This window comes from Azospirillum halopraeferens DSM 3675, assembly GCF_000429625.1.
Lineage (GTDB): Bacteria > Pseudomonadota > Alphaproteobacteria > Azospirillales > Azospirillaceae > Azospirillum > Azospirillum halopraeferens.
Genome location: NZ_AUCF01000010.1, coordinates 182,790 through 198,929, shown reverse-complemented (window position 1 = coordinate 198,929; position 16,140 = coordinate 182,790). Strand labels below are relative to the sequence as shown.

At 70.4% G+C, this 16,140-nt stretch carries 18 protein-coding genes; 4 read left to right on the top strand and 14 right to left on the bottom strand.

The genetic code is table 11. The annotated features are described in order from the left end of the window. Positions 1-96: 96 nt before the first annotated feature. Positions 97-348: a hypothetical protein gene (locus G472_RS0111595; RefSeq protein ID WP_029008540.1), complete on the top strand. Its 252-nt coding sequence runs from the start codon at positions 97-99 to the stop codon at positions 346-348. 102 nt (positions 349-450) lie between these two features. On the opposite strand, the gene G472_RS0111590 is transcribed toward G472_RS0111595, so the two are convergent. The 9 genes from G472_RS0111590 to G472_RS39755 form a co-directional block, all read right to left on the bottom strand. Further along, on the bottom strand, positions 451-1,551 hold the full coding sequence (locus G472_RS0111590; RefSeq protein ID WP_029008539.1) for a branched-chain amino acid ABC transporter substrate-binding protein: 1,101 nt from the start codon (positions 1,549-1,551) through the stop codon (positions 451-453). A gap of 162 nt (positions 1,552-1,713) precedes the next feature. Beyond that, on the bottom strand, positions 1,714-2,073 hold the full coding sequence (locus G472_RS0111585; protein WP_029008538.1) for a DUF6867 family protein: 360 nt from the start codon (positions 2,071-2,073) through the stop codon (positions 1,714-1,716). Continuing rightward, positions 2,073-2,792: an ABC transporter ATP-binding protein gene (locus tag G472_RS0111580; RefSeq protein WP_029008537.1), complete on the bottom strand. Its 720-nt coding sequence runs from the start codon at positions 2,790-2,792 to the stop codon at positions 2,073-2,075. Before G472_RS0111580 ends, G472_RS0111585 begins: the two co-directional genes overlap by 1 nt. Then, entirely contained in the window at positions 2,789-3,691 is a 903-nt protein-coding gene (locus G472_RS0111575) for an ABC transporter ATP-binding protein (RefSeq protein ID WP_029008536.1), read from the bottom strand. Before G472_RS0111575 ends, G472_RS0111580 begins: the two co-directional genes overlap by 4 nt. After that, positions 3,688-5,175: a high-affinity branched-chain amino acid ABC transporter permease LivM gene (gene livM / locus G472_RS0111570; protein WP_029008535.1), complete on the bottom strand. Its 1,488-nt coding sequence runs from the start codon at positions 5,173-5,175 to the stop codon at positions 3,688-3,690. Before livM ends, G472_RS0111575 begins: the two co-directional genes overlap by 4 nt. A 4-nt stretch (positions 5,176-5,179) precedes the next feature. Beyond that, complete coding sequence (locus tag G472_RS0111565; RefSeq protein ID WP_029008534.1) at positions 5,180-6,097, bottom strand: ABC transporter permease subunit; 918 nt, start codon at positions 6,095-6,097, stop codon at positions 5,180-5,182. Positions 6,098-6,386: 289 nt separating this feature from the next. Then, on the bottom strand, positions 6,387-6,728 hold the full coding sequence (locus tag G472_RS0111560; RefSeq protein WP_029008533.1) for an AzlD domain-containing protein: 342 nt from the start codon (positions 6,726-6,728) through the stop codon (positions 6,387-6,389). Then, positions 6,721-7,461 carry an AzlC family ABC transporter permease gene (locus tag G472_RS32625; RefSeq protein WP_051340705.1) on the bottom strand — a complete coding sequence of 247 codons (741 nt, stop codon included), beginning with the start codon at positions 7,459-7,461 and terminating at the stop codon, positions 6,721-6,723. Before G472_RS32625 ends, G472_RS0111560 begins: the two co-directional genes overlap by 8 nt. Before the next feature lie 173 nt (positions 7,462-7,634). After that, entirely contained in the window at positions 7,635-8,393 is a 759-nt protein-coding gene (locus G472_RS39755; protein WP_051340704.1) for a hypothetical protein, read from the bottom strand. A 257-nt stretch (positions 8,394-8,650) separates the two neighbouring features. Here G472_RS39755 and G472_RS0111545 point away from each other — a divergent pair, with 257 nt between their 5' ends. Both G472_RS0111545 and G472_RS0111540 read left to right on the top strand, forming a co-directional pair. Beyond that, a complete protein-coding gene (locus G472_RS0111545) occupies positions 8,651-9,586 on the top strand; it encodes an ROK family protein (protein ID WP_035692031.1) in 936 nt (311 codons plus the stop codon). Between the two features lie 46 nt (positions 9,587-9,632). Further along, positions 9,633-10,412: an alpha/beta fold hydrolase gene (locus G472_RS0111540; RefSeq protein WP_029008531.1), complete on the top strand. Its 780-nt coding sequence runs from the start codon at positions 9,633-9,635 to the stop codon at positions 10,410-10,412. Between the two features lie 9 nt (positions 10,413-10,421). Here the strand turns inward: G472_RS0111540 and G472_RS0111535 are convergent, their stop codons facing one another. The 5 genes from G472_RS0111535 to G472_RS0111515 all read right to left on the bottom strand — a co-directional run bounded on the left by G472_RS0111535 (position 10,422) and on the right by G472_RS0111515 (position 15,807). Further along, entirely contained in the window at positions 10,422-12,077 is a 1,656-nt protein-coding gene (locus G472_RS0111535; protein ID WP_029008530.1) for an ArnT family glycosyltransferase, read from the bottom strand. Further along, on the bottom strand, positions 12,074-12,436 hold the full coding sequence (locus tag G472_RS0111530) for a lipid-A-disaccharide synthase N-terminal domain-containing protein (RefSeq protein ID WP_029008529.1): 363 nt from the start codon (positions 12,434-12,436) through the stop codon (positions 12,074-12,076). The genes G472_RS0111535 and G472_RS0111530 overlap by 4 nt, the downstream gene beginning before the upstream one ends. Before the next feature lie 34 nt (positions 12,437-12,470). Beyond that, positions 12,471-13,223 (bottom strand): glycosyltransferase family 2 protein, encoded by a 753-nt coding sequence (locus G472_RS0111525; RefSeq protein ID WP_084536584.1) that lies wholly within the window; start codon positions 13,221-13,223, stop codon positions 12,471-12,473. Positions 13,224-13,345: 122 nt separating this feature from the next. Continuing rightward, complete coding sequence (locus tag G472_RS0111520) at positions 13,346-14,329, bottom strand: zinc dependent phospholipase C family protein (RefSeq protein ID WP_029008527.1); 984 nt, start codon at positions 14,327-14,329, stop codon at positions 13,346-13,348. Next, entirely contained in the window at positions 14,329-15,807 is a 1,479-nt protein-coding gene (locus G472_RS0111515) for a DegQ family serine endoprotease (protein WP_029008526.1), read from the bottom strand. Before G472_RS0111515 ends, G472_RS0111520 begins: the two co-directional genes overlap by 1 nt. Between G472_RS0111515 and G472_RS38785 the strand changes: the two genes are divergently transcribed. After that, positions 15,806-16,102 (top strand): hypothetical protein, encoded by a 297-nt coding sequence (locus G472_RS38785; RefSeq protein ID WP_156927082.1) that lies wholly within the window; start codon positions 15,806-15,808, stop codon positions 16,100-16,102. The two genes, G472_RS0111515 and G472_RS38785, sit on opposite strands and share 2 nt — an antisense overlap. Positions 16,103-16,140 lie beyond the last annotated feature (38 nt).

The window sequence follows — 16,140 nt, the reverse complement described above, 5'->3', positions numbered from 1 at the left end:
CGCCCGGCACGGGTTGTAGCCGCTGCGCAACAGCCGTCGGCGCGGCCATGGGACGCAGAGCGGGAACACAGCCGGCGGGTTAGCGTTGTCTCAGCCATGAAGACCGATCATGACGTGCTTCTTTTCGCGACTCGCCTGGTCGAGGAGATGGGTGAGGTCGCGACGCGAATCAGCCGCGTCCGGCTCGTGGAGCTGACGGCGGCCAACAACGTGCGGGCCGCCGCCTTCTGGCGGGAGGTGCTGCGGACCTGTGAACGGCTGCTGGCGGAGCGCATGCCGCCGCCGCAAGGCGCCCCCTCCGCCACCGCCCCGCCCGCGATTGCCGCAGAGGCGCGCCCCGGCGGCTGACGCCGGAGCCTTCATAACAAATGGCCCGGCGGTCACCCGCCGGGCCACGTCCAGTTCCCACCCGTGCCCCGGGGCGCCCGACGGCGCCCCGGAGTCCATGGATCACTTCACTTCGGCGTACTGGCCGTTGTTCCAGCGGTACCAGACGTAGGCCGGCGTCGTCACGTCGCCCTTGGCGTCGAAGCCGATGCGGCCGATGACGGTCTCGAACTCGTTCTTGCGAATCTGCTCGACGACCTTTTCCATGTCGGTGGAACCCGCCTTGGTCACCGCCTCGGCGTAGATCTGCATGGCGGCGTAGGTGTAGAGGGTGTAGCCCTCCGGCTCGTAGCCGGCGGCGCGGAACTTCTCCACCACCGCCTTCGCCTCGGCCTTCTCGCGGGGATCGGGGCCGAAGGTCATCATGGTGCCCTCGCCGGCGGGACCGGTGATCGCCCAGTACTCGTTCGTCACCAGTGCGTCGCCGGAGACGATGCGGGTGTTCATGCCCTGCTCGGCCATCTGACGGGCCATCAGGCCGGCCTCGGTGTGGTAGCCGCCGACATAGACCACGTCGACGTTCGACTGCTTCAGCTTGGAGACGACGGCCGAGTAGTCCTTTTCGCCGGGGTTGTACGCCTCGAACAGCTTTTCGTTGACGCCCGCGGCGTTCAGGGCCTTCTTGGTCTCGTCGGCCAGGCCCTTGCCGTAGGCGGTCTTGTCGTGAAGGATGGCGATCGCCTTGTCCTTGAAGTTGTCGGACAGGTACTGGCCGGCGACCTTGCCCTGCTGGTCGTCGCGGCCGCAGACGCGGAACACGTTGTCGAAGCCCTGCTCGGTCAGGGTGGGGTTGGTGGAGGCGGGCGACATCTGCAGCACGCCCTCCTCGTTGTAGACCTGGCTGGCGGGGATCGACGAGGACGAGCAGAAGTGGCCGGCCACGAACTTCACGCCGCGTTGGGCAAGCTGGTTGGCGACGGCCACCGCCTGCTTGGGATCGCAGGCGTCGTCGCCGACCTCCAGCTTGAGCTGCTGGCCCAGCAGCCCGCCGGCGGCGTTGATGTCCTTCACCGCCATCTCCATGCCCTTCTGCATCTGCTCGCCGAAGGTGGCGTACTGGCCGGTGATCGGACCCGCCGTGGCGACGGCGATGTCGGCATGGGCGACCGACGCACCGAAGGCCATGAAGGCGGCGGCGGCGAGGAGGGTGTGCTTGAATGCCATGTTCGTTGTTGCTCCCTGCTTCATGTGTGGTCGCTGGTTGAAGTGCGGCCGCTCCGGACCCTCCGGGGCGTCCCCGCCGGCCGCGTCTCCCGGTGCGGCCGGCGGTAACGTGAAAGCGAGTATACTCCCTGCGGCCGTCGGCGCGGCAAGCGCCCCGACGGCCTATTCCGCCACGCCGGTCCCCGGCCGCTCCCGCCATCCGAAAGGACCGGCGCGCTCGTACAGCCAGGGGTATTGGCTGACCATCCGCCGCGCCTTGGCGGCGCGATAGGTGATGACGGCGATGGCGCCGATGACCGCCGTGTGCAGGACGAAGCCGTAAATGGACAGCAACTCGCCGCCGAAAAGGGCGAAGACCAGGAACCGGTCCCCCAGTCCCAGCAGGATCGAATAGCCGTACACCTCACGGATGGGCTTCCACCCCTCGGCCAGCGCCTGGCCGGTCAGGATGGCACAGCCGCCGAACAGGATCACGGTCATGAAGATGAAGACGCCGGGCGACGCCCCGAGAACACCGTCCATCAGTGCCCTCCCTCCAGATAGGCCGCCCGCACCTCCGGGTCGGCGAGAAGCTGCGCGCCGGTCCCCGACATGGTGATCCGGCCGGTCACCATAACATAGGCGCGGTGCGCCAGCTTGAGCGCATGGTAGGCATTCTGCTCCACCATGAAGATGGTCATCTTCTGCTCGCGGTTGATTTCCTTGACGACTTCGAAGATCTGCTTGACCACGAGCGGCGCAAGGCCCAGCGAAGGCTCGTCCAGCAGCAGCATCTTCGGCTGGCTCATCAGGGCGCGGCCGATCGCCAGCATCTGCTGCTCTCCGCCCGACATGGTGCCGGCGCGCTGGCCGATGCGCTCCTTCAGGCGGGGGAACAGGGTCAGCACCCGTTCCAGCTCGGTGTCGAAACTGCCGGGCCGGGCGGTGATGGACCCCATCTGGAGATTTTCCAGCACCGTCATGCGCGGGAAGATGCGCCGCCCCTCGGGGCTCTGGGCGATGCCGCGGCGGATGATCTCGTAGGTGGGACGCCCGGTGATGTCCTCGCCCTCGAAGTAGATGCGGCCGCCGCGCGGGTGCGGGTTGCCGCAGATGGTCATCAGCAGCGTCGACTTCCCGGCGCCGTTGGCGCCGATCAGGGTGACGATCTCGCCGGTTCCCACCTCCAGATCGACGCCCTTCAGCGCCTCGATCGACCCGTAGAAGGTGTGAACCCCCTGCACCTTGAGAAGCGTGCTCATGTCCCCTCCCCGGTGCGGTGGCCTTCGCTGCCGTCGACGCCGAGATCGCGGGCGACGATCTCCGGCAACTCCTCGTCCTCTTCCTCGCCCAGGTAGGCGCGGATGACGGCGGGGTCGTTCTTCACCACCTCCGGCGTGCCGTCGGCGATCTTTCGGCCATAGTCGAGGACCACCACGTGGTCGGAAATGGTCATGACGACGCTCATGTCATGCTCGATCAGCAGCACGCCGATCTTGTGCTCGTCGCGGATGAAGCGCAGCAGTTCGCTCAGTTCTGCCGATTCACGCGGGTTGAGACCGGCCGCCGGTTCGTCCAGGCACAGCAGCACCGGCTCGGTGCACATGGCCCGCGCGATCTCCAGCCGGCGCTGGGCGCCGTAGGGCAGGTTCCCCGCCTGCCAGTCCGCATACTCCAGCAGCTTCACCCGGTCCAGCCAGTAGCTGGCGAGGTCGATGGCCTCCTTCTCGGCCCGCCGGTAGCCGGGCAGACCGAGAAGGCCGGCGATCGACCAGGCGGACGCCCTCTGAAGCTTGTTGTGCTGGGCGACCAGCAGGTTCTCCAGAATGCTCATGCCGCTGAACAGGCGGATGTTCTGGAATGTGCGGGCCACCGCCGCCTTCTGGGAGATGACGTAGCCGGGCATGCGCTCCAGCAGGAACTCCCGGCCGTCGGGATGGCGCAGGGTCAGGCGGCCCACCGTCGGGCTGTAGAAGCCGGTCAGGCAGTTGAACAGGGTCGTCTTGCCGGCACCGTTCGGGCCGATGATGGCGGTGATCTCGCGGTTCAGCGCGGTGAAGGACACGTCGTTCACCGCCACCAGCCCGCCGAAACGCATGGTCAGGTGCTCGACCCGCAGCAGCGGGGCGCCGGTGACCGCGATCGGATTCGGCGCCGTCATGACACGCCTCCCGCCGCGGCAGAGCCCGGTCCGGACGGCGCCTTTCGCGCACCTCCCAGCGTCACGGTCGGATCGCGGTGGGCCAGCAGCCCGCGCGGACGCCACAGCATGATCAGAACCATGCCGGCACCGAAGGCCAGCATGCGGTATTGCTCCAGTTCACGGAACACCTCGGGCAGGCCGATCACCAGGAACGTGGCGATGACCACCCCGAGCTGGCTGCCCATGCCGCCCAGCACGACGATGGCCAGGATGATCGCCGATTCGATGAAGGTGAAGCTCTCCGGGCTGATGAAGCCCTGGCGGGTGGCGAAGAAGCTGCCGGCGAACCCGCCGAACATGGCCGCGATGGCGAAGGCCGCCAGCTTGGCGTTGGTGCGGTTGATGCCCAGCGAGGCGCTGGCGATGTCGTCCTCGCGCAGCGCTTCCCAGGCCCGGCCCAGCGGCAGCTTGCGCACCCGCAGGGTGAAGACGTTCACGATCAGCGCCAGCACCAGGATGACGTAGTAGAGAAAGATGATGCGCTGCAACGAACTGAAGGGCAGCCCAAACAACTCGTGGAAGGCCGGCATCCCGTCCGTCGGCGTGCGCGTGAAATCGGCGATGCCGAAGAAGGTCGGGCGGGGAATGCCGATGATGCCGTTGGGACCGCCGGTGAATTCGTACCAGTTCAGCAGCACGATGCGGATGATCTCACCGAAGCCGAGGGTCACGATGGCGAAATAGTCGCCGCGCAGGCGCAGCACCGGAAAGCCCAGCAGCACGCCCGACAGGGCGGCGAACAGACCGGCCAGCGGCAGGCAGACCCAGAAACTCCAGCCGAAGATCGTCGCCAGCAGGGCGTAGGAGTAGGCGCCGACGGCGTAGAAGGCGACGTAGCCCAGGTCGAGCAGGCCGGCCAGGCCGACCACGATGTTCAGCCCCCAGCCCAGCATGATGTAGGTCAGCAGCAGGATGCCGATGTCGATCAGGTGCCGGTCGGCGAAGGGCAGGAAGGGGAAGATGAGGGCGAAGCCGATGCCGATGGGCGCCAGCCAGCGCGAGGCGTGCTGCACCTTGGCGGCCACCACGTCCATGCGCTTGTCGCGCTCCGCCTGCGACAGGGTGGAGCGGTTGGTGACCAGGGTGACCGTGGCGCGGATGGCGATCACCAGGCCGCCGCCGACCAGGATCACCTCCAGCACCTGCGTCGGCAGGGGGGCGACGATGCCGACCCCGGTGGCCAGCAGCGCCAGCACCAGGACCAGCAGCGCCTGGCCTTCGCGGATCAGGCCCAGGCCCAGGCGGCCGATGAACACCAGGAAGACGGCGACCAGCACCTCGTCGAAGCGGGCGTCGATGGTCAGGCCGGTGGGGCGGTCGACGGTGCGCAGACCGACCAGCGGCACGGTCAGGAGGAAGGCGACGAAGGCGGTCAGCCCGGCCTCGCGCAGCACCGCGGACCATTGGATGCCGCGGCTCCGGGACAGGGGAAGTGCGGTCATCGCCTCACACCTTCTCGATTTCCGGACGGCCCAGCAGGCCGGTCGGGCGGAAGATCAGAACCAGCACGAGGATCGAGAAGGCCGCCACGTCCTTGTACTCGGTGGTGAAGTAGGCGGACCAGAACGCCTCGATCAGGCCGATGCACAGTCCGCCGAGCATGGCGCCGGGCAACGACCCGATGCCGCCCAGCACCGCCGCGGTGAAGGCTTTCACGCCGGCCAGGAAGCCGATGTAGAAGTCGATCACCCCGTAGTAGAGCGTCACCATCATGCCCGCCACCGCCGCCAGGGCGGCGCCCATCACGAAGGTCAGCGAGATGGTGCGGTCGACGTTGACGCCGAGCAGCCCGGCCATGACCTTGTCCTGCTCGCACGCACGCTGGGCACGGCCGAGTTCGGTGCGCTGGATGAGCTGGGTGAAGCCGTACATCAGCGCCACCGTCAGCAGGATGATGAAGATCTGCAGGTAGCTGAGCGACACCACGAAGCCGTCGGCCCGCTCCATCACCGAGAAGCCGCCGCTGACGATGGGGGGAAGCGGCTTGACGCGCGCCCCCTGGAGGACCTGCACGTAGTTCTGCAGGAAGATCGACATGCCGATGGCGGAGATCAGCGGCGCCAGCCGCTGGGATCCCCGCAGGGGCCGGTAGGCGATCCGCTCCACCGTCCAGCCGTACACGCTGGTGAACAGCATGGCGAAGATCAGCATCAGCGCCAGTGCCAGCGGCACCCAGGTGATGCCCAGCGCCCCCAGCACCAGGAATGTGATGACTGAAACAAAGGCGCCGATCATGTAGATCTCGCCATGGGCGAAATTGATCATGCCGATGATGCCGTACACCATCGTATAGCCGATCGCGATGAGGCCATAGATGGCGCCCAGCGTCAGCCCGTTGATCAACTGTTGAAGGAAATATTCCATTGACCGACCCCGCTTCAGCGTGCCGCGAACGGGCAGGCCGGACAAGCGGGACCGTTTGGTTCTTCGGTCACGTTTTTCCCGCTCCCTGAACTGATCAAGCCATGCGTGGACCGCAGGGCTGCATTCGTTATCCGTCAGGACGTTAGCCCACCCCGTTCGAACAGGGCAAGAGGGGATTGCCGGCTGCTCGATGGTATTACCATCGGCGGCCGCCCCACCGTCCGATTGTTCCATGGCAGGGGCTCAACCGACAATTTCCTGTCGGTCGGAACCATGCGCATGGTACCCGTCAGAACGGACTCAGGCCGCTCCAGGCAAGGGCGATCATCATGGCCGTTCCCGCAGCGGCACCGGCGGCGACGCTGCGGCGGGCCGCGTAGAACACCGCCAACGCCGCCAGCACGGCCAGCAGCCGCTGGCCGGTAGCCGTTTCCTGCAACGGCCCGACCGGCAGCAGGATCATCCGTGCCACCAGCGCAGCCAGCAGCGCGTAGGCGACGCAGCCGACCCAGCGGAACACCGCGCCGGCGGGATCGATGCGCCCCGACAGCGCCACCCCCAGGCCCCGCGCCGCGTAGGTAACGGCCGCACCGGCGGCCAGAACGGCCCAGATGGCCGGGGAGTCAGCCACGGTGGCGCGTCCTCCGGGCGAGGATGCGGTCGAGCAGGAAAGCCAGCGTGCCCGCCGCCAACCCGGTTGCGAGCAGGCCGTAGGCGGGCGCGGCGAGGTGCAGAACCGGCCCCGTCACCGCCCCGAGGCCCAGCGCCAGAACCTTGGCGCGGTCCCGCAGGTCCTCGGCGAACAGCAGCAGGAAATAGACGGGATTGAGGAAGACCAGACCCAGGGTCACCGGCTTGGGCACCAGACCGGCCAGGAAGAACCCCGCCGCCGTTCCCGCCATGGTCGCCGACCACAGGACGGCGCCATAGGCGGCGAACCAGCGCAGGCGGTCGCCGGGCGCCAGCGCCGGCAGCCGCCGCATGCCGTTCGCCCAGGAGGTGACGGCGACCACATGCGCCAGCGCGTAGAACCACCAGCGCGGCGCCCGGTCGTCGCGCAGCAGCGGCATGATCGTCACCACCATGGGCAGCAGACGCGTGTTGGTCAGCGCCACCGCCAGGGCGATGGTCACGATGGAGGCACCGACCGCGTACAGTTCCACGAGCGCCACCTGCCCCGGCAGGGCCCAGCCGGTCGCCGTGGACACCAACCCCTCCGGCAGGCCCAGCCCGCTCTCGCGCACCAGAGACCCGAACCCGACGTAGCTGGCGAACAGCACCACGCCCGGAATACCGAGGGCGTCGCGCACCGCGGCAAGGGCGGGCGACGGCGGACGCCGGGTGCGGAGCGGGCGGGAGGGCATGGCGGTGGCTCAGGGACGGGGCGGGGTCGCGGCGAACCGCGGGACCGTCTTCCCTACACGTCAGTCAACCCGCCGTGGCCTGCATTCTCGGCGGACGGGCCATGCGCCATCAAAAACCCCTTCCGGCAGGAGCCGGAAGGGGTTGGCAGGAACCATCGGATGCGACGCGGCGCTCAGCGCTGGAAGTTGGCGGCCACCTTTTCCGGGGCGGGCTTCGCGGCGGGCTTGGCCGCCGGCTTGGTCGGGGCCTTGGCGGACGCCGGGGTGGGCGCCGGCTTCGGCTTGGCGTCGGCCGGCTTGGCAGCGGCGGCGGGCTTCGCGTCGGTGCGGGGGGCCGGCGGGGTCGCGGCGGCCACATCGAACACCGGGTCGGGACCGCTGACCACCTTCACATCGCACAGCGGCTTGGAGCTGAGGTGCAGGAGTGCCGCCCCCTTCTCGTCGCCGGTCAGCGTCTTCACGTCGTCCCGGGTAAGCTGCAGCGCCGCCTTGGCGCGGTCCACATAGTTCCAGCAGTAGATGTTGGTGCCGACGATGGCCGAGCGCCGGCTGATCTCGTTCGCCAGTTCGGTGCGGAAGCTGTCGAAAGCCCGCGTCGGGTTGCCCCTGGCGGTCTTGCGGAAATGCTCGATCAACACCTTCTCCTGGTCGGAGATGAAGGCGCGGTGCTTGATCGTGAAGTCCTGGTACTTGCCGAAGGGGTTCTCCGCCGCGGCGACCGACTGGCAGGTCAGGCCGATCACCATCAGTTCGGTGTGCATGCGGATCGCCTGCTCGGCCGCGTGTTCGGCGCGCGAGTAGCAGGCGGGGCGGCCGGAGGCCGACGCCGACAGGGAAAAACCGAGGACGGACACGGCGGCGACGGCGGCGGTCAGCGACCGGAAAACCCGGCCGGTGGCGAAGCGGGCGTGGACGGCGCGTTCGCTGTTCATCATGTACTCCGGCTGCGGTGACGGCGGTGGACTGGCGGCGCGTAGGCGTTCCACGCGGTTCTACAATATGCGAAGACAAGGTCAACCGGTTTCCGTTCCCGCTCCCCCCGGGGGCTGCGGATTGCCGGATGCCGTTGCAAAACTGCCGCGCGATGCTTGACCTGGATGATCGTGCGGTTAACGAGTATTGATGGGTTCCGGCATCTGCTTCTCCCGAGTTCGACTCTCCGGGCCATAACGCACCACAGGAACTCCCCATGATCCGCATCGGCATCGACCTCGGCGGCACCAAGACCGAAGGGATCGCGCTGGACGCGCAGGGCGCGATCCTGGCCCGGCGCCGGGTCCCCTCGCCGCGCGGCGACTACGCCGCCACGGTCGCCACCATCACCGCGCTGGTGGCGGCGCTGGAGGCGGAAGCCGGCGGCCCCGCCGCGGCCGGGCGCGGCAGCGTCGGCGTCGGCATCCCCGGCATCGTGTCCCCCCACAGCGGCCTGGTGAAGAACGCCAACTCCACCTGGATCATCGGCCACCCGCTGGACCGCGACCTGGCGGCGGCGCTCGGCCGCCCGGTGCGGGTCGAGAACGATGCCAACTGTCTCGCCGTGTCAGAGGCGGCGGACGGCGCCGGGGCGGGATGCGCGGTGGTGTTCGCCGCCATTCTCGGCACCGGCTGCGGTGCGGGCATCGTGGTGAACGGGCGCCCCCTGCGGGGCCGCAACGGCATCGCCGGGGAATGGGGGCACAACCCGCTGCCCTGGCCTGACGACGGCGAGCGGCCGGGTCCGGCCTGCTACTGCGGGCGTCACGGGTGCCTGGAAACCTTCGTGTCCGGCCCCGCCTTCGCCGTCGACCACGCCGCCGCCACCGGCGAATCGCTGAGCGCGGAGGCCATCGTCGCCGCGGCGGCGGCCGGCAACGCCGCGGCACTGGCATCGCTGGAGCGTCTGGCCGATCGCATCGCCCGCGGACTGGCGGCGGTCATCAACCTGCTGGACCCGGACGTGGTGGTGCTGGGCGGCGGCCTGTCGAACGCCATCGCCCTGTATGATCGGCTGCCGCCCCTGGTGGCGCACCGCGTCTTCTCCGACCGCATCGACACGCCGATCCGCCGGTCGGTCCACGGAGACTCCAGCGGCGTGCGCGGCGCCGCCTGGCTGTGGCGTCCGGACGAGGCTGCCGCCTTTCTCTGAAGGAGCGTCTTGCCGAGCACCCCGCCTCCTTGCTAAGGGGCGTTGCATGACGCTCCGCATTCAGAACCGCCGCCTCGAACACCGCTGGATTCCCGGCGATGCAGCGGCCCCCACCCTGGTCTTCCTGCACGAAGGGTTGGGCTCCGTTTCGCTGTGGCGGGATTTTCCCGACAAGGTCGCCGCCGGGACGGGCTGCCCGGTGCTGATCTACGGGCGCGCCGGCCACGGCCATTCCGACCCGGCCGACGGCCCGCGGGGCGTCGATTACCAGCACCGCGAGGCGCTGGACATTTTACCGCAGGTGCTCGACCACTTCCGCATCCACGAGCCCATCCTGATCGGCCACAGCGACGGCGCCTCGATCGCGCTGATCCACGCCGGCGGCTCCGGCCGGCCGGTGCGCGGCCTGATCCTGGAGGCGCCGCACGTCTTCGTGGAGGAGGAGACGCTGGCCGGCATCCGCACCGCGGTGGAGGTGTGGAACGCGTCGGACCTGCCGGAGCGGCTGGCCCGCCACCACGACGACGCCGGCGCCCTGTTCGACGCCTGGTCCGGCATCTGGCTGTCGCCGGAATTCAGGCCCTGGAACATCGAGGAGTATCTTCCGGGCATCGCCGCGCCGGTGCTGGTCATCCAGGGCGAGGACGACGAATACGCCACCCTGGCCCAGGTCGACGCCATCGCCCGCCGGGTGTCCGGCCCGGCGGAAACGCTGGTCCTGCCCAACTGCCGCCACTCCCCCCACCGCGACCAGCAGCAGACGGTGCTGCGTGCCATGGTGAACTTCATCCGCCGCCTGATGCGGTCCGATGCCCCGGCGGCGTAGCGCCCCGGTTCAGCGCGGCGGCGCGTACAGCGTCAGCACCAGCCGGCGGCCGTTGTTGTAGTTGAACCCGCGCACCTCGGCGAGCGCGCGCGCCCCGGCGGCGCCGGCGGCGGCGCGGAACTCCGCCTCGAACCGGCTCTCCACCAGCGCCAGCGGGCAGGCCCCGCCGTCCTGCAGGTGCGCCGCCGCCGCGGCACCGCCGACCAGCAGCGTCCGCGTTCCCACCAGGAACACCAGGCTGGGTTCATTGTAGCCGGCCGAGGCGACCACCGGGGTCGGGCACTCGGCCGTGCGGGTCACCGCCTGCGCCACCGCGCGGCTGACCCAGATGCCATCGACGGCGGGCAGCACGAAGGCGTAGGTGACGCCGTACAGCAGCGCCGCCGCGGCCATGGCCGCCGCCACGGCCCGCTGCGCTGCACCGCGCCGCACGAACACCAGCGCCCACACGAACAGCACCAGCACCACCGGCACCAGTGCGACGGCGCGCGAGTCGATGCGCCCGTCGACCAGCCAGGGGACCACCGCCACCGCCACCGCCAGCCCGACCAGACCGACGGCGCCGAGCACCGCGGCAGCCGCGAACAGGGCGCGGCGCGGCCGCTCCGCCGCGCGGTCGGCGTGCGCCAGCGCGGCCGCGGCGGTCAGCAGCGCGATGGCCGGGAAGGTCGGCAGGGTGTAGTGCAGCAGCTTGGTCGGCACCGCCTCGAACACCAACCAGGTGGGCACGATCCAGGCGAGGCAGAACCGCACCGCGTCGGTGCGGCGGTGGCGCCACACCCACGGCACCGCCAGCAGCGCCAGGAAGGCCCACGGGGCGAAGGTGATCCAGAAGGTGCCGAGATAATAACCGGGCGGCAGGCCCTTGCCCTCCTGGCCGCTGCCCACCTTGGCCAGCATGTCGTGCCCCACCGAGGCGCGGAAGAAGGCGCCGTCGGTCTGCACCGTGATGGCGATCAGCCAGGGCAGCGCGATCAGCGCCACGATGGCCAGCCCCTCCAGCGGCCGCAGCCGCCGCAGCCAGCCGGCGCGGCGGTCCCACGCCACCAGCGCCACGATGGTCAGCACCGACACCATGGGGGTGATGGGGCCCTTGATCAGGATGCCCAGTCCCTGCGCGACCCAGAACAGAGCGGGCAGACCCCGGCCACCGGCCGGCTCCGCACGCCCGGCGTACAGCAGGGCCAGCGCCCCCTGGGCCGCCACGATGGTGGCCAGCAGGGCGGCGTCGGTCTTGGCCATGCGCGCCTCGACCCCCATGACGACGCAGCCCGCCAGCATCACGCCGGCCAGCGCGCCGGCGGTGGCGCCGAACAGGCGCGCCCCGACCCACGCCGTCAGCAGCACCGCCAGCACCGCACCGGCCAGGGACGGGATGCGGTAGGTCCACACCGCCTTCCCCACCGCCGCGTCCAGCGCCTGCACGGCCGCCGTGGCGCCGGCCTGGAGCCAGTAGATGCCGACCGGCTTCTTGTGCCGCGCCTCGTCCCGGAAGCGGATGTCGACGAGATCGCCGCTCTCCAGCATCTGGAAGGACGCCTGGGCGAACCGCGCCTCGTCCCGGTCGAACGGCGGCAGGACGGTGAACCCCGGCAGGAACAGGGCCAGGCTCAACAGTGTCAGCAGCAGATAGGCGGCGGGGGAGAGGCGGCGGGCGTCGCTCACGGGCGGCCGGGCTCCGCGTCCGCGTTGCCGGCGGCGTTGTCGGCGGCGGCGCGGCTGTCGGCGCGCTTGCCCGACCAGATGAAGTAGATGTTGCGGACGTAGATCACCAGACCGAGCGCCTGCCCGAGGATGAAGACCGGGTCGGCGCGATGCACGGCGTAGGCGAGCAGCAGCACGCCGCCGGCGATGCTGAAGTACCAGAACGTCTCCGGCACGATGCTGCGCCGCACCCGTTCGCTGGCGATCCACTGGACGACGAAGCGCATCATGAACATGAACTGCGCGACGAAGCCGAGCGCGATCCACACCAGTTCGGTGGTGCTGCGTTCGTTGAACCAGGTGACGAGGGCGTCGATCATGGGGCGCTGAAATCCTCTGCCGGGGGGAAGCGCCTCAGCGCTCCTCCACCGCGGGCGAAAGCCGGGTGCGACGCTGGAGCCAGAAGACGCCGAGCAGGTCGACGACGCCGATCAGGCCGCGGCGCAGGTTGGTGTACTTCGAGGCGCCGCGCTGACGGGGCCGATGGTTGACCGGCACGTACGCCACGGGGTGGCCGTGCGCCCGGAACAGCGCAGGCAGGAACCGGTGCATGGCACCGAAATATGGCAAATCGAGGAACGCATCGCGGCGGAACAGCTTCAGGCCGCAGCCGGTATCGGCGCAGCCGTCGCGCAGCATCGCCTGGCGCAACCCGTTGGCGAAGCGCGATGCCGCCCGCTTGGACCAGGTGTCGCGCCGCTTGCGCCGCAGGCCGCCGACCATCAGCGGGGTGTCCGCCTCGCCGCTGCGGGCGAGCAGGGCCGGGATGTCGGCGGGGTCGTTCTGGCCGTCGCCGTCCAGCGTGGCGATCCAGGTCCCCCGCGCCGCCTTGACGCCCGTACGCACGGCGGCACTCTGCCCGGACCGCTGTACGTGCCGGACCAGGCGTACGGGGTTGCCGCCGGCCGACGCGGCGATGCGCGGCGCCAGGCGCGCCGCGGTGTCGTCGTCCGACGCGTCGTCGACGAACACCACCTCGAACGGCCCGTGGGCGGCCAGCGCCGCCTCGATCTCGTCAAGGAGGGGGATGACGTTCTCGGCCTCGTTGTAGACCGGAATCACGACCGACAGCCGCACCGCGTCGCGGTCCGCCGAAACAGTAGCCACGGAAGACGTCCTCAGAACCCGAAAGCGGCCCGTGCAAGGGGCCCGACCGGCCGGCAAAATACCGCCGCCGCCGCATCAGCGATAGGGGAAAAGACGCCGGTGCCCGTCAGGCCAGATGCGCGTCACGCCATCCCGTAGCGCCACAGCGGCCCCAGCGCCACCGGATCGAAATGGCGCGCCCGCCCCATGGGGCAGTCCGGCAGCCCGGTGGTGAGGCTGCGGCGGCCCACCACCGCCGACAGCCAGGCCGCTTCCGCCCGCCCGTCCAGCACGTCGCCGACTGCGCCGAGGAAAGCGGTCGCCAGCTCGCGCGCCGCCTGCCAGCGGCCGGACAGGCCGCCGTCCACCATGGCGCCGGTGACGGGGTGGACGAAGGCGCCGGCATCGGCGACGACACCCGGCAACGGGTCCCGCTGCACGGGATAGAACAGGGCCACCCGCTCCTTCAGGGTGCCGCCGGCGGCACGGTCGGCCAGCGCCGCGGCGCGGGCGGCGAGTCGCGACGGGAAGAGCCGGGTGGCCGTCATCTGCACGCGGTACTGCCAGGCCAGCGCCCGGCGCATGGCTGCGGCGTCCTCGCCGCGGGCGGGGCCGAGTGCGCCTGCCAGCAGATCCAGCGCGGCCCGGTTCGACGGCCCGTTGGCGCGCACCGCGTCAAGCGGCCGCCAGCGCCCGAGGTCCAGCCCGGCGCGGCGCAGCATCACCAGGTCGAGCCAGCTTTCCAGCAGCAGGTGGCGCGCGGTCGCCAGCCGGTCGGCGCCGGCGCGGTGCACCACCCAGGGGTGGAACGCCATGTCCAGGGCCATGTGGGTCAGGAAGCCGCACAGGAAGGCCGCCCGGCGCTCCCGCTCCTCCCCCGCCGGAAGGCCGGCGATGCGGTCCAGCATGGCCACGGGCACGGCCCCCGTGTCCTCGCCGGCGGCGCCGTGAACCGCCTCGCCGCGGGCGTACAGGTCCACCGCCGCGCCGGGGCGCGGAGCCCGGTAATAGAAGACGTCCGGGGCGATCGCGCCGAAGTGCAGGTCGGCGGTGTGACCGGCGGCGGCGGCCGGCAGCGCGTCACGGACGCTGTCGGCGAACAGGATGTGGGTCAGTTCCTTGGGCATCACCCCCGACCATCCACCGGGACCGGCACGTAATGCAAGTCGCCGCCGCGGTTGACCTGCATGAGAACGCTGCCGCGGTCCGCCGCGCGCGCCTCGTCGACGCTGGCCTCCACGTCCTCGGGCCGCAGAACGGGCTGCTGGCCGGCCTCGACGATGACGTCGCCGGGCTCGATCCCCCGCTCCATGGCGGGGCTGTCGGGCGCCACCTCGGTGACCACCACCCCGTCGACGTCCGGGGCGATGGCGAAGGTGTTGCGCAGATCCGGCGTCATCGGGGCGAGGCGCAGCCCGAGCACGTCGGTGCCCGGCGCGGCGGACGGTGGCGGGGCGCTGGTGCCGGCGGTCGCCATCGGCTCGCCCGGCTGTTCGCCGATGGCGACCGCCAGCGTGTGCGGCTCGCCGCGGCGCAGCACCTGCATCTCCACCGTGCTGCCGACGGCAGCCTTGGCCACGGCCCGCGGCAGGTCGCGCATCTCGTTCACCGCCGTGGACCCGAAGCGGGTGACCACGTCCCCCTGGGTGAGGCCCGCCTCGGCGGCCGGGCCGGCGGGGTCGACGCTGGTGACCAGGGCGCCGCGCTGTTCGCGCAGGCCCAGGCTCTCGGCGATCTCCGGCGTTACGGTCTGCACCCGCACGCCCAGCCAGCCGCGGCGCACCTGCCCGTTGGACCGCAACTGCTCGACGATCGGGCGCGCCACCGAGGACGGCACGGCGAAGCCGATGCCGACCGAGCCGCCGGTGGGGGAGAAGATGGCGGTGTTGATCCCCACCACCTCGCCGTCGGTGTTGAACAGCGGCCCGCCGGAGTTGCCCCGGTTGATGGCGGTGTCGGTCTGCAGATACTCGTCGTAGGGGCCCTGCTGGATGTCGCGGGCGCGCGCCGACAGGATGCCGGCGGTCACCGAGCCGCCCAGCCCGAACGGGTTGCCGATGGCGACCACCCAGTCACCCACCCGGACGGCGTCGCTGTCACCCCAGGGTGCGGCGGGCAGCGGCGCGTCGGTGTCGACCTTGAGGACGGCCAGATCGGTCGCCGGGTCGGCGCCCACCACCTCCGCCTTCAACTCGCGACCGTCGTGCAGGATGGCGGACACTTCGTCGGCCTCGGCGATCACGTGATGGTTGGTGACGATGTAGCCCGACCCGTCGATGATGAACCCGGAGCCCAGCGCCGTCGCCGGCTCCGGCTCCGGCCGCGGGCCGTCGCCACGGAAATTGCGGAAGAAATCCTCGAACGGCGATCCGTCGGGAAAGCCCGGCGCGTCCGGGAGCGCCGGCCCGCCGCGCGGCTCGCTCCGCGCCTTGGTGGAGATGTTCACGACCGTCTGCAGCCGGGCCTCGGCCATGTCGGCGAACGACTGCGGCGCCCCGCGGGCGGCAGCCGGCAGGGCCGGCACCGTCGCCAGGGCCAGGGCCAGGGCGAGCGCGCGCACCGGCGAGCCGAGGCGCGACGAAGGGGAAGCGGAGGCATGCGGCATGGAGCAAACTCCGGCGAGCGTGAGCGGGACGGAATCGAAACGCCGGATTCAAATCCGCGTTCCCCCGGACCCTTCAGCACCCCCCGAAGGATTTGAAAGAGGAACCACCATCGCGGTAGTTTTTAAAATCCCGAACATCCCCGCCGGCGAAATGCGGCCGGAGGCGCAGCCGGCGGCGAGCCCGCCGCCGCCGCCGGCGTCGCGCAAGCCGCTGCACAAACTGCGTTTGCGCATACAAATTCGCTTTTCCCCGCAAAGTTCCGCTGGTATTTTCCGCTTCGGACGCCGATATTGATCTGCACAGAAATCAACGCCGCCAACTCAGTGCTTCAA